The 11,949-nt window shown below is 69.4% G+C and carries 13 protein-coding genes; 4 read left to right on the top strand and 9 right to left on the bottom strand.

Going from position 1 to position 11,949, the window contains the following annotated elements:
• The first annotated feature begins 63 nt into the window (after positions 1-63).
• The 3 genes from AC07N1_RS10425 (at position 64) to AC07N1_RS10415 (ending at position 1,003) form a co-directional block, all read left to right on the top strand.
• Complete coding sequence (locus tag AC07N1_RS10425) at positions 64-327, top strand: type II toxin-antitoxin system VapB family antitoxin (protein WP_494671738.1); 264 nt, start codon at positions 64-66, stop codon at positions 325-327.
• Positions 324-719 (top strand): type II toxin-antitoxin system VapC family toxin, encoded by a 396-nt coding sequence (locus tag AC07N1_RS10420; RefSeq protein WP_494671737.1) that lies wholly within the window; start codon positions 324-326, stop codon positions 717-719. The genes AC07N1_RS10425 and AC07N1_RS10420 overlap by 4 nt, the downstream gene beginning before the upstream one ends.
• A 137-nt stretch (positions 720-856) precedes the next feature.
• Positions 857-1,003, top strand: coding sequence for a hypothetical protein (locus tag AC07N1_RS10415; RefSeq protein ID WP_494671736.1), 147 nt, complete (start codon positions 857-859; stop codon positions 1,001-1,003).
• An 89-nt stretch (positions 1,004-1,092) separates the two neighbouring features.
• Here AC07N1_RS10415 and purQ read toward each other — a convergent pair whose 3' ends face one another.
• The 9 genes from purQ to AC07N1_RS10370 form a co-directional block, all read right to left on the bottom strand.
• A complete protein-coding gene (gene purQ / locus AC07N1_RS10410) occupies positions 1,093-1,755 on the bottom strand; it encodes a phosphoribosylformylglycinamidine synthase subunit PurQ (RefSeq protein WP_494671735.1) in 663 nt (220 codons plus the stop codon).
• 56 nt (positions 1,756-1,811) lie between these two features.
• Positions 1,812-2,297: a DUF3291 domain-containing protein gene (locus AC07N1_RS10405; protein WP_494671734.1), complete on the bottom strand. Its 486-nt coding sequence runs from the start codon at positions 2,295-2,297 to the stop codon at positions 1,812-1,814.
• Between the two features lie 59 nt (positions 2,298-2,356).
• Complete coding sequence (locus AC07N1_RS10400) at positions 2,357-2,938, bottom strand: SCO family protein (RefSeq protein WP_494671733.1); 582 nt, start codon at positions 2,936-2,938, stop codon at positions 2,357-2,359.
• Positions 2,938-3,375, bottom strand: a complete 438-nt coding sequence (locus tag AC07N1_RS10395) for a copper chaperone PCu(A)C (protein ID WP_494671732.1) — start codon at positions 3,373-3,375, stop codon at positions 2,938-2,940. Before AC07N1_RS10395 ends, AC07N1_RS10400 begins: the two co-directional genes overlap by 1 nt.
• 2 nt (positions 3,376-3,377) lie before the next feature.
• Entirely contained in the window at positions 3,378-4,724 is a 1,347-nt protein-coding gene (locus tag AC07N1_RS10390; RefSeq protein WP_494671731.1) for a PepSY-associated TM helix domain-containing protein, read from the bottom strand.
• 2 nt (positions 4,725-4,726) lie between these two features.
• The gene (locus AC07N1_RS10385) at positions 4,727-6,784 is read right to left on the bottom strand and encodes a TonB-dependent receptor family protein (protein ID WP_494671730.1); all 2,058 of its coding nucleotides are present in this window, start codon (positions 6,782-6,784) and stop codon (positions 4,727-4,729) included.
• 97 nt (positions 6,785-6,881) lie between these two features.
• A complete protein-coding gene (locus AC07N1_RS10380; protein ID WP_494671729.1) occupies positions 6,882-7,271 on the bottom strand; it encodes a DUF2946 family protein in 390 nt (129 codons plus the stop codon).
• A gap of 107 nt (positions 7,272-7,378) precedes the next feature.
• Positions 7,379-8,209, bottom strand: coding sequence for an endonuclease/exonuclease/phosphatase family protein (locus AC07N1_RS10375; protein WP_494671728.1), 831 nt, complete (start codon positions 8,207-8,209; stop codon positions 7,379-7,381).
• Positions 8,209-8,964: a DeoR/GlpR family DNA-binding transcription regulator gene (locus AC07N1_RS10370; protein ID WP_494671727.1), complete on the bottom strand. Its 756-nt coding sequence runs from the start codon at positions 8,962-8,964 to the stop codon at positions 8,209-8,211. Before AC07N1_RS10370 ends, AC07N1_RS10375 begins: the two co-directional genes overlap by 1 nt.
• A 187-nt stretch (positions 8,965-9,151) precedes the next feature.
• On the opposite strand from AC07N1_RS10370, the gene AC07N1_RS10365 reads away from it, so the two are divergent.
• Complete coding sequence (locus AC07N1_RS10365) at positions 9,152-11,944, top strand: TonB-dependent receptor (RefSeq protein WP_494671726.1); 2,793 nt, start codon at positions 9,152-9,154, stop codon at positions 11,942-11,944.
• The last annotated feature ends 5 nt before the right edge of the window (positions 11,945-11,949 follow it).

The raw sequence follows: 11,949 nt of genomic DNA, 5'->3' as shown, positions 1-11,949 counted from the left end.
CGCGCCTTCTAGCGCGGCTGGGGGGATTCCGCTATATTCTAGAAAGCTGAAGGTGGTTCTAGAATGGGCATCAGCATCAAGCGGGCCGAGACGGAAGCCCTGGCGCGCCAGGTGGCCGAGGCCACGGGCGTCAGCCTGACCGACGCGATCCACAACGCCTTGGCCGATACGCTGAAGGCGTTGGGGCTGGAGCCGCAGGCGCAGACCGATCGATATGCCGAGATCGAGGCCTGGCTGCGTGAGGTCGATGCGCGACCTCGGATCTCCGAAAAGACGGCGGCGGAAATCGACGCCGAAATGTATGACGAGCAGGGCCTGCCGCGTTGATCGTCGTCGATACGTCGGCGCTGGCGGCCATCGTCTTGAGAGAACCTGAGCGCGAGGTCTTCCTCCCGATCCTGCTCGCCCAACCGCGCAAGGCGATGTCCGCCGCCAGCATGGTCGAGGCCGCCCACGTTTACGCCAAGGTCTTCGTGCCGGAGATTGTCTCGCACGAACTCGACAGGGATCTGCAGATGCTCGGGATCGAGATCGTCGATGTCGATCGGCCGCAAGCGCGTCTGGCGATCGAGGCGGCGATGACCTTCGGCAAAGGTCGCCATCCGGCGCGGTTGAACCTGGGCGACTGTTTTTCCTATGCCCTCGCCAGGTCGCTGGACGCGCCGTTGCTCTACAAGGGCGACGACTTCACCCATACCGACATCCGCTCCGCGCTCTGACGCATGGCGCGAAAACATCTGCGAAAACATTAGCTAAGCAGGAACTAAGGCAGCTCCGCCGGAGGAACGCGGCGAGTCCTCGGCCCGTTTTCTGTCTCGTGCGCAGGCAGCGCGCGGAACGAAGAGGAGTAAAGCCCATGGGCGAGCAAACCCGCAATCCGCAGCAACAGCAGCAGAACCCGCAGCGACAGGCCCCGGGCCAGCAGCAACAGCAGCGCCAGAACGAACAGGGCCGCAACCCGGGCGGCCAGGAAAATCAGCCGGATCGCGACCGCGAACGCTGATCTAGCAGGGCGCTAGCAGCGCTCCATCGGAGGAAGGGCCGGCGTTCGCTCCGCCGGCCCTTTTTCGTGGGCGGCGGGCGGTTGGAGCCTCAGGCGCTCTGGAAGACGCTGCGGAACAGGATGGCGCCGTCTTCCGAGCCGAGGTCGGCGTCGAACGAGCGGTCGGGGTGGGGCATCAGGCCCAGGACGTTGCCGCCGGCGTTGACGATGCCGGCGATGTCGCGGGCCGAGCCGTTGGGGTTTTCCTTGTAGCGGAACACCACCTGGCCTTCGCCCTCGATGCGGTCGAGGGTCTCTTCGTCGGCGAAGAAGTTGCCCTCGCCGTTGCCGACGGTCATCACCGCGTCGCGCTGCTCGCCGAAGGCGGCGGTGAAGCGGGTCTGGCCGTTGACGATGTCGAGGTCGACCGGCTTGCAGATGTACTTCAGCTTGGCGTTGCGCAGCAGGGCGCCGGGCAGCAGGCCGACTTCCGTCAGCACCTGGAAGCCGTTGCAGATGCCGACGACGGCCACGCCCTTGCCCGCGGCCGAGACGACCTCGCGCATCACCGGGCTCTGGGCGGCCATGGCCCCGCAGCGCAGGTAGTCGCCGTAGGAGAAGCCGCCGGGCAGGACGATCAGGTCCAGGTCGTCCGGCAGGGCCGTCTCCTGGTGCCAGACCATCTCGACGCGAGCGCCGGTGGAGCGTTCGACGGCGACCTTGCAGTCACGATCGCAGTTGGAACCCGGGAAGACGACGACGGCGGCTTTCATGGCGCGGGCCTGTAGCACCGTTCGGATCGAATGTCAGGCGCCGGAAGGCCGAAACGTCACGCGCATTCGTCCAGCACCGGCTCGACCGTCTCGCCGGCCGGGGCGGGGAAGGGCTGGCGGAAGGTGAAGGCGGCGGGCGTCGGGCCATGGGCGGCCAGCAGGGCCAGCTTCTGAACCGCCTCCTCGACCGTGGGCCTATGACCGGCCGGAACCCACCACAGCGCCAGGTGCGGGCCCTCCGCCGGCTCGAACCATTCGCGCCGCCGCCGCATGATCTCAACATGGGCCGAGCGGTAGACATAGGCGCCCAGCGACGGGATGTCGGTCCAGGTCGACAGGTTGGGGATCACCAGCGGATCGCCGCCGACGGAAAGGTCGGTGGCGTTGTTCCCATCGCCCTTCAGCCGCCAGACGAAGCCGGGCGAGGCCTCGGCCAGCTGGTTGATGCGGTCGAGATTGTCGACGAAGTCCCTGATCGCCGGATCGTCGATCGGCGCCCTCAGGCGGCCGATATTGACCTGGGCCAGTTCGAAGGCGGCCATGACGTCCTCCCGTCTTGTTCCAAGCGCAGGTAGGAAGCCATGGCCGCCCTTGGAAGGGCTCAGCTTCCGAGCAGTCGCCGAAGCTGGCCCTCCGCCCGGTCGGGCGGCGACTGGTAGGCGATCGGCTCGACGAAGCCGCCCTTGGCGTCGAACAGGTAGATCGCCGACGAGTGGTCGATCGTGTACTCGCCGCCCTCCTGCGGGACCTTCTTGTAGTAGACGCGATAGGCCTTGGCGGTCTTGGCGATCTCGTCAGGCGCGCCGGTGAAGCCCTGGATGCGGTGGTCGAAGTTCGACAGGTAGAGCTTCAGCTGGGCGGGGGTGTCGCGTTCGGGATCGACCGAGACGAACACCACGTTCAGCTTGTCGGCGTCCGGTCCCAGGGCCTTCAGCCAGGCGGTCATGTCGGCCATGGTCGTCGGGCATACCTCCGGGCAATAAGTGAAGCCGAAGAAGATCGCCGTCGGCTTGCCCAGCAGGCTCTTCTCGGTGACCGGCTTGCCGTTCGTGTCCACGAGGTTGAACGGCCCGCCGATCTGGATCGTCGAGCGCGGAGCCTGCGCCGGGTCTTTCTGGCCGCAGCCGGCCAGGGGCAGGGCGCTGGCGGCGACGAGGCCGAGGGTCAAGGCGAGCGCGCGCATCAGCGGTTCCCCACGGCGCGGACCTGGGCCTGGACCGTCACCGGCGGGGCCTTGGCGAACTTCAGGGTCAGGGGAACCTTGGCGCCGGCCGTCAGGGCGATCTTCGGGCCGATGACCATCAGGTGCTCGGAGCCGGGCTTCAGGGCCACGGCCTTGCCGGCGGGCAGGGCGAGGCCGTCGGCCAGCTTGCGCATGCGCATGACGCCGCCGTCCATCGACATGGTGTGGATCTCGCCGCGCTTGGCGGCCGGGGTCTCGACGGCGACCAGGCGGTCGTCGGCGCCTGCGGTCAGGGTTACGTAGCAGCCGCCGGCCAGGGCCCCGGCCGGAGCGGCGCGACACCAGGCGTCGGCGACAGCCACCTTCGGCGCGGGGGCGGCCAGGGCGGGGCTCGCCAGGACGGCGACGGCGAGGGGAAGAAGAGCGAAGGCTTTCATAGTCAGGCTCCGAGACGCGGCGCGGGGGACAGCCGCCGCAGGACGAGGTCGAGGATCAGCGCCGCCGCCAGCGTGGCGCCGACGAGCGGATAGAGAACGGCCAGGGGCAGCACGACCGCCAGAAGGCCCAGATAGGCGCCGCGACGGGCCGGCGGAACCGGGGCGGCCAGGCGACCCTTCGGCCGCCGCTTCCACCACATGACCACGGCCGAGACGCCCAGCAGCCAGACGGCGACGCAGCCGACCAGCATGACCAGCTTGTTGGCGAGGCCGAACTCCTGGCCCTGGTGCACGGCGATGCCCCATTCGATGACCTTGGCCGCCGGTCCGAAGTCGCGGTAGCCGAGGTCGGCCAGCACCCGGCCGTCGCCGCCGTCGAGATAGACGGCGCGGGTCGCCTCCACCTTGTCGGGCATGTAGGCGGCGGTCCAGGTTCCGCCGTGGCCCTTGGGCAGGGTCAGGGTGAAGCCGCCGGTCAGGCCCGCGGCGCGGGCCCTGGCGACGATCGCATCGACGTCCAGGCTGGCGTGACGGGCCATGGAGGCGGGCGCGGCGTGGGTCTGCAGCGCCCAAGGGACGCCCTCCGCGGGTGCGGCGGGAGCGGGCGCGCCAGCGTGATGGCCCTCGGCCACCGGCGGCTTGGGACGGCCCCAGCCGGCGTGGGTGGTGATCTGGCGGACCTCCTTGCCCCAGAAGGCCGACCACGGCATGCCGGTAGCGGCCAGGAACACGATCACCAGCCCCGCGAAGGCGCCGGTCACCGCGTGCAAGTCGCGCCAGAACAGGCGCCTGGCGGGCCGGCTCCGCACCGTCACCACCCCGCCGCCCTGGCCGCGCGGCCACCACAGGAAGGCCCCGGTGGCGACCAGCACGATCGCCCAGCCGGCGGCGACCTCGACCAGCAGGTTCGCGACTGGTCCTGCGATGTCGAGGCTGTGCAGCCGCTTGACCAGTCCCATCAGGCCGCCGGGCGCGGTGACGCCCAGGGCCTGGCCGGTGTGGGGATCGACATAGGCCGTGCGCGGTCCGGCGTCGGTGTCGATCTCCAGCTGGACCGAGCGGTCGCCGCGCGCCGGTACGACCAGCCGCCGGACCTTGCCGCCCGAGGCCAGTTCGGCGTTGGCGATCCAGGTGGCGACCGGCGTCGTCGCGGGGCTGTCGGCGACCACCACCAGCGGCCGGTGGACGATCGCCGTCAGCTCGTCCTTGAACAGGTAGAGCCCGCCGGTCAGGGCCAGCAGCATCAGCACCGGCAGCACCAAAAGGCCGGCGTAGAAGTGCCAGCGCCAGAAGGCGCGGTAGACCTCGCTGGCCGTCCCTGTCGTTGGGGTTGGTTCGATCGCCGCCATGCTCAGAACGCCACCGTCACGCCGCCATAGACCGAGCGGCCGTCGCCGGGCCACAGCACCGCGCTCGAGGCGGTCCACACCGTGGCGGCCTGGGTGTTGGAGACATAGGCCTTGTCGGTCAGGTTCCGGGCGTCGAGGAACAGCGAGACCTTGTCGGTCGCCTTCCAGCCGGCGTTGAGGTTGAGGATCGCGTAGGCCGGGGCGGCCTTGGTGTTCTTGTAGTCGATCCACTGGTCGCTCGCCGACCACTCGACCGACGGGGCCACGAACCAGCCGCCGGGACCGTCGTAGCGCACCTCGGCGCGATAGAAGTGCTCGGGCACGATCGGCAGGCGGTTGTCGCCGTACTGGGCGTCGCCGTCGAAGCGGAAGTCCGACCAGGTCCAAGTCTGGCGGATGCGCCAGCGCGGGGCCACGGCCCAGTCCAGCGCCGCCTCGATCCCCTGGTGGATGGTCTTGTCGGCGTTGAAGGTCGTGGCCGGGATGGTGCTGCTGACCGTGTACTGCAGCATCTCGTGCTTCAGGTTCGCGCGATAGAAGGTAAGGTCGTAGGTCAGCGGGCCGCGATGGCCGCGCGTCCCGACCTCGCCGGTCCAGGCCTCCTGCGCCTGCACGGGGGTGAAGCCGGCGTTGGTCGGGCTCATGGAGCTGAAGTTCGGCGGTTCGACCGAGCGGGTGACGTTGGCGAACACCTGGTCGCCGGCCGAATTCTGCCACAGCAGGCCGACGCGCGGCGAGAACCAGTCATAGGTCTTGTCGGCGGTCAGGTTGAAGGTCGTCGAGACGCCCGGCACGGCGAAGCTGACATAGTCGCGCTCGGCCCGGCCCCAGCTGGCGCCGCCGACCAGGGCCAGCTGCTCGGTCACGAACAGGCGGCCCTCGCCGAACAGGTCCATGGCCTTGGCGTTCTGCTGGGTGCGCGAGGTCGGCGCGCCCCGAGCCCCGCGATTGTTGACGTAGAAGTTGGAGTCCATGTCGCCCTGGCGGTACCAGGCGCCGAAGAAGGCGTCGGTGCGCAGGCCGCCCAGCTGGCCGTCCCAGTCGAAGCGGCCGAAGGCCCCGTAGTTGCGGCTCTGTTGGTCGATGACCTGGAAGATCGGGTGGTCGAGGTCCTTCCACACCGCATAGACCGCGCCCTCGAACACCAGTTGCTCGTTCAGCCGCCAGCTGGTGCGCAGCGAGCCGCGCAGGCCGCGCTGGTTGCGGCCCTGGTCGGCGGCGGCGCTGGCGGCGGCGGTCTGGCGCGGATTGGCCTGGAACTGGGCCAGGGTCAGGGCGCCGGGGATCTCCTGGTTGACGTTCGAGCCGTTGAGGATGAACCGCACCTCGCGGTCCTCGCCGAACGATCGCCCGACGTTCAGGCTGCCGAACTGGATGTTCTGCTGGCTCTGCGAGCGCCAGCCCTGGGCGGTCTGGTTGGTGGCGGCGGCGTAGACGTCCCAGTCGCCGGACTGGCGGGCCAGGGCGACGTGCTCGCGGATCAGGCCGTAGGAGCCGCCGTCGATGCGGACCTGGGCGCCGTAGCCGGCGTCCTTGCCGGTGGGGGTGACCATGTTGATCGCCCCGCCCAGCAGGGCGCCGCCGAAGCGCAGGGCGTTGCCGCCGCGATAGACCTCGGCGTAGCGGGTGTTGAGCGGGTCGGCGACCTGGCTGTCGCCATAGCCGTCGGCCTCGTTCAGCGGCACGCCGTCCTGGGCCAGCAGCAGGCCGCGGTTGTGGCTGGCGTTGCCGATCCCCGAGCCGCGGATCGAGATGCGGATGTCGCCGCCCCATTTGCGCTGGGCGTAGACCCCGGGGGCGTCGCGCAGCACGTCGTCCAGCGCCAGCGACTGGCGGGAGGCGAAGGATTCCTGGGAGATCACCGACACCGCGCCGGGAGTCTCGGACAGGCGCCGGCGGGCGGCGGCCACCACGGCGGGCTCCTCGGGATTGGGACGGGCGGTGACGATGACCGACGAGACGTCGGTGTCCGCGTCGACGGGGGCGGAAACAGCGTCTGCGGCGAAGGCGGCGGGCGCGACGGCGAGCATGGCGGCGGACGCCAGCAAAAGGGACTTCATGGTGGTTTGTTCGTCCTTCGGCCGCGCACGGCGGCCGTGATGATCTGCGCGCGTCGCCAGGGACGCGCGGGCGTTCAGCCGGCCGAGGGCGGCCGGATCAGATCAGCAGGGACGGGGGGCCGGTGGCCGGCGGCGGCGGGGCGGCCAGGCCCCGGCCGGGAACGACGGTGCGGGCCAGCGCCGTGGGCGCCTGGGTTTCGGCGGCGATCAGCGTCTCGGCGGCCAGGGCGATCTCGACCGGCGGCGCGGCGGGACCCTGGGCGGCGAACGGGCAGGGGCCGTCGTGATGCTGTTGCTTGCCGTCGCCTTGATCGTGCTGCTGGTCGCTGGAGCGCGTGTCCATCAGCTCGCCGGGCGAGACGGTCTTGGCCCCGCCGGCGGTGCAGAGCACCAGGGCGAAGGGCAGGCCGTTACGCGGCTCGGCATTGGGCATGAAGCCCGCCGGGATCAGCACCTTCAGCACGATCGCCAGCACCGCGAGCGCCATGAAGGCGTCGCGCGCAAGCCATCTCGCAAGGGTGTTCGGGCGGGTCACGCCGCAGTCATAGCCGAAACATCCTGGGTTGTCCCCCCAAGGGGCGGCTGTGCGGAGCGTCAGTGTGCGACCAGGTCGGCGACGACGGGGAAGTGGTCCGAGATCACCTTTCCCGAGGCGGTCTCGGCCAGGGTGGCGAAGCTTCGCACCGCCAGCCGGCGGTCGGCGAAGACGAAGTCGATCGGCGGCGCGGGCGGCGGGCTGGGCGAAAAGTCGTTGAACGTGCCTTCGGGTCCCGAAACGGTCGGGCTGGCGGCGCGGGCGTCGACATAGGGGGCGCCCGGCGCGGTCAGCAGCCGGTGCGGGGCTTCGGTGGGGCCGCTGTTGAAGTCGCCCAGCGTCACCAGCATCGCGCCGGGCCAGGCCGGCAGGTCGCGGATCTGGGCGGCGCAGCGCTCGCGGGAGGTCGGGCCGCGGTGGTCGAGATGGGCGTTGCGCACGTCCAGCAGCGCGCCGCTCTGGCGGTCGCGCAGCACCAGGCGGGTGAAGGTGCGCGGCAGGGCCGCGTCATAGGCCTTGCCCGGAACGTCCGGCGTCGGCGAGCACCATTGGGTCTGGGCCGAGACCTTCTCGAAGCGGTCGGCGCGCCAGAACACCGTCGTGCTCTCGCCCGCCGTCGCCCCGTCGTCGCGGCCGACGCCGTAGTGGTCGTAGCCGGGCAGGGCGCGGGCCAGGTCGTCGACCATCGGCAGAAGGGCCTCCTGCACGCCCAGAACGTCGGGCGCGACGCGGCGGATCTGGTCGCCCATCGGCCCGCGCCGGGCGCGCCAGTCGGGAACGTCGTCGGGATTGTCGTAGCGGATGTTGTAGCTCATCACCCGCAGCTCGCCCGCCTGCACGGCGGCGGGCAGCAGCGCCAGCAGCAAGGCGGCGATGGGCAGCATGCGCATTAGGCCACCACCACGGTCGAGCCGGCGAACATCGCGGCATAGGCCTCGTCGAGCGGCTCGTCGGTGACCAGGATGTCGACATCGTCGGCGCTGGCGGTGCGGATCAGGCCCAGGCGCCCGAACTTGGTGTGGTCGGCGGCCAGCAGCACCCGGTCGGCGCAGCCATAGGCGATGCGGCTCATGGCGGCCTCGCGGGCGTGGCGGTCCATCAGGCCGTGATCGGCATGGATGGCGCTGACGGTGAGGATGGCCAGGTGCGGGGTGAACTGGGCCAGATAGGCCTGGGCCGCGTGGTCGGAAAAGGCCTTGTAGTCGTAGTCCAGCTCGCCGCCGGCCAGGAACAGGGTGTTGCCGTTGCGGCCGCCCAGGGTCTGGGCCACGGTCAGCGAGTTGGTGATCACCGTCAGGTCGCGGCGCACGCCGGCCAGCACCCTGGCCACGAAGCAGGCGGTGGTGCCGGCGTCGATGAAGATGGTGTCGCCGTCGCCGACGAAGCGGGCCGCCGCCTCGGCGATGCGGGTCTTCTCGGCGACGTTCTCCTGCAGGCGGCGGTCGAACGGTCCCTCGGCCGTGGCGGCGGCCAGGCGCACCGATCCGTGCGTCCAGACCACCGAGCCCTGGGCCTCCAGCACCCGCAGCTCGCGGCGGATGGTCTCTTCGGAGACCTCCAGTTCGTGGGCGATCTGGACCAGGGCCCGGCTTTCGCCCGGGCGCAGCTTGCTCAGGATCTCGCGCTGGCGGTCTTCGCGTTTCAAGCCCGGCTTCCTTCGATCCGACGATTGAGAGGGATTATGTTGGGTTCGTGGGATTTGTGCGAGATAAATGTGAGATTGATGTGTCTGCGCTTTGCGTTTTGTGAATTTTCCGCAGAATCGTCACAGAATCTTGTTGCGACCCCCGTACTAGGCCCCCGTCGCCCGATGCGACTTCGAGAGGGGCCTCATGCAACGTTTCAACCTTTCGCGCCTTGCCGCGCCGCGCCGCTTCAAGCGCGCCCTGCTGGCCAGCGCCGTCCTGGGCGCGGCCGTGGCCGCCGGCGCCCAAGCGCAAGCCGCCGAGACCGCCGCCGCCGATCCCACCGAGATCGACTCGGTGGTCATCATCGCCAACCGCAACGACGCCGCCCAGGCCCAGCTGAAGTCCGCCACGGCCGTCTCGGTGCTGTCGGCCGAGGACCTGGAGCACACGGCCGTGCACAACGTGGCCGAGGCCCTGGGCATGATGCCCAGCGTCAACGTCATGAACACCGGCTCGTCGTTCTTCGGCGGCATCGACGGCGCCTCGCGCGGCGAGGGCATGTTCGTCTCGATCCGCGGCCTGAACGCCGAGTTCAACGTCAACATGATCAACGGCGTCACCGTGGCCCAGGGCATGCCCTACAGCCGCCAGGTGCAGCTCTCCCTGCTGCCGCCGTCGGGCCTGCACACCATCGTGCTCAACAAGACCTCGACCGCCGACATGGACGGCGACGCCATCGGCGGCACGGTCGACTTCCGCACGCCTTCGGCCTTCGACTTCCGCGACGACTTCAACGGTTCGGTGACCGCCTCGGGCCGCGTCGAGAGCCGCGCCCGCGACTATGGCGACGAAGGCCTGGGCGGCGGCCTGTCGGCCGAGTGGGCCCACCGCTTCGGTCCCGACCAGAGCTTCGGCGTCTACGCCAGCGCCTTCTACGACAAGCGCAGCTACGCCAACAGCGAGATGGCCGGCGTCATGGCCGCCACCAACGACGGCGGCTGGGGCTATCTGGTCAAGGACGCGGCCGGCAACAGCTATCCGGGCCTGGATCCCGAGAAGAACATCACCCAGACCGGCCTGAACGTCGGCGTCTCCAACGGCTACACCGAGCGCTGGGGCGGCAACTTCACGCTGGAATGGCGTCCGGACGACACGCTGAAGGCCTATCTGCGCAGCTCCTACGCCTTCGCCAAGACCGAGCAGAACTCCACGCTCAGCCAGTTCGTCAGCGCCACCAAGAGCTACAAGGAAACCGTCGCCGGCAGCGGCCGCTACAATCTCAGCGTCGACGCGATCTCGACCCGCGTCTGGTACGAGACCAACCCGGAAGAGGCCGATCTCGGCACGGTGCAGCTGGGCCTGGACAAGATCCTGGGCGCCTGGACCCTGTCGCCGCAGGTCTTCTACAGCGAAGGCGACAACGACCGTCCCGACCACATCGAGGCCTCGGTCCGCATCAACCAGAGCGACCGCTACAACAGCGGCTCGAACCGCGCCTTCGGCGGCCTGTCGATGGGTTATTCCGACGACCTGCCGCGGCCGCTGTTCACCCAGGCCGCCTATGACGACCTCAACAACGCCAACACCGCCCTGCTGGCGCGTCGCGCCGGCCAGCTGACCGAGCAGTACAGCGGCCAGGAGAAGTACGGCTTCAAGTTCGACGCCAAGCGGGTGTTCGAGGGCGGGGCGCTGCAGTGGATCAAGCTGGGCGGCAAGTACGTCGACAGCCACCGCCGCGTGACCAACCGCGACTGGACCAACGACCACTTCGCCAACCTGCTGGGCCAGGCCGGCGTCACCTGGGCCAGCCTGGGCATCGCCACCAGCTACTACGACCAGGTGTTCCCGGGCGAGTACACCTGGCGCGCGCCGAAGGTGAACCACGACAAGCTGGTGGAGTACTTCTACAAGTACAAGACGGCCGCCAGCTTCGACACCTGCGGGTCGAACTTCGTCAACAACATGAACTGCAACACCCAGAAGGGCGACGAGGCGGTGGCCTCGGTCTACGCCATGGCCAACTACAGCTTCGGCGACGTCGAGGTGGTTCCGGGCCTGCGTTACGAGCACACCAAGATCGACAACACCTACTGGGTGATCCCGACCACCAGCGCCGGCGAGCAGACCGGCTCGTGGGGCTTCAACAGCACCGAGTACAACGAGGTGCTGCCCAGCGTGTTCGTCACCTGGCGGCCCAGCGACGCGAGCGTCTATCGCGGCTCGATCTGGACGTCCTACACCCGCCCGGCCTTCGTCCAGCTGGCCGGTGGCGAGCGTCGCCAGGTCGGCGACGACGGCAACGTCACGATCTCCCGCGGCAATCCCGACCTGAAGCCGATCCGCGCCATCAACCTGGACCTGTCGGGCGAGTGGAGCAGCGGCAAGGGCGGCTACGCCATGGTCGGCGCCTTCTACAAGCGCCTGTCGAACTACATGTACGACAACGGCTCCAGCTCGGTGAACTCCGACACGTACACCGAGGGCAAGACCACCATCAGCCAGCCGACCAACGGCGGCGACGGCGACGTCTACGGCCTGGAACTGCAGCTGCGCCAGAAGTTCACCGAACTGCCGGGCCTGCTCAGCGGCCTCGGCGCGGGCGTGAACGTGACCCGGCAATGGACCAGCGTCGACCTGGGCGACGGGATCGACAACCGCATCCAGAACGCCCCCGACTGGCTGGCCGACGCCCAGCTGTTCTACCAGCGCGGCGGCTTCAGCGTGGACCTGATCTACCACTACACCGGCGCGTACCTGGCCTCGTACGACGTGCTCGACCAGGCCGGCCAGTGGGACAACCTGTGGGTCCGTCCGCTGCGCAGCGTCGACCTGCACGTCGGCTACGCCTTCGACAACGGCTTCAAGGTCGATCTGTCGGTGGCCAACCTGCTGAAGGACTACAGCTACTGGTCGCACATCGGCGAGCACAGCCTGGCCCTGTCGGACGTGGTCGACTCGGGCCGCACGACCCTGCTGACCCTGAAGAAGACCTTCTAGAGACC

The sequence above is a fragment of the Caulobacter sp. GW821-FHT09B11 genome, assembly GCF_059418205.1.
Note: the sequence above shows the minus strand (reverse complement) of the source record. Positions and strands in the feature narration are given on the sequence as shown.

Excerpts from the sequence above, each read along its gene's own strand:
- AC07N1_RS10425 (WP_494671738.1), top strand. The coding sequence starts at position 64 with ATGGGCATCAGCATCAAGCGGGCCGAGACGGAAGCCCTGGCGCGCCAG.
- AC07N1_RS10415 (WP_494671736.1), top strand. The coding sequence starts at position 857 with ATGGGCGAGCAAACCCGCAATCCGCAGCAACAGCAGCAGAACCCGCAG.
- purQ (WP_494671735.1), bottom strand. The coding sequence starts at position 1,755 with ATGAAAGCCGCCGTCGTCGTCTTCCCGGGTTCCAACTGCGATCGTGAC.
- AC07N1_RS10405 (WP_494671734.1), bottom strand. The coding sequence starts at position 2,297 with ATGGCCGCCTTCGAACTGGCCCAGGTCAATATCGGCCGCCTGAGGGCG.
- AC07N1_RS10400 (WP_494671733.1), bottom strand. The coding sequence starts at position 2,938 with ATGCGCGCGCTCGCCTTGACCCTCGGCCTCGTCGCCGCCAGCGCCCTG.
- AC07N1_RS10395 (WP_494671732.1), bottom strand. The coding sequence starts at position 3,375 with ATGAAAGCCTTCGCTCTTCTTCCCCTCGCCGTCGCCGTCCTGGCGAGC.
- AC07N1_RS10390 (WP_494671731.1), bottom strand. The coding sequence starts at position 4,724 with ATGGCGGCGATCGAACCAACCCCAACGACAGGGACGGCCAGCGAGGTC.
- AC07N1_RS10385 (WP_494671730.1), bottom strand. The coding sequence starts at position 6,784 with ATGAAGTCCCTTTTGCTGGCGTCCGCCGCCATGCTCGCCGTCGCGCCC.
- AC07N1_RS10380 (WP_494671729.1), bottom strand. The coding sequence starts at position 7,271 with ATGGCGCTCGCGGTGCTGGCGATCGTGCTGAAGGTGCTGATCCCGGCG.
- AC07N1_RS10375 (WP_494671728.1), bottom strand. The coding sequence starts at position 8,209 with ATGCGCATGCTGCCCATCGCCGCCTTGCTGCTGGCGCTGCTGCCCGCC.
- AC07N1_RS10365 (WP_494671726.1), top strand. The coding sequence starts at position 9,152 with ATGCAACGTTTCAACCTTTCGCGCCTTGCCGCGCCGCGCCGCTTCAAG.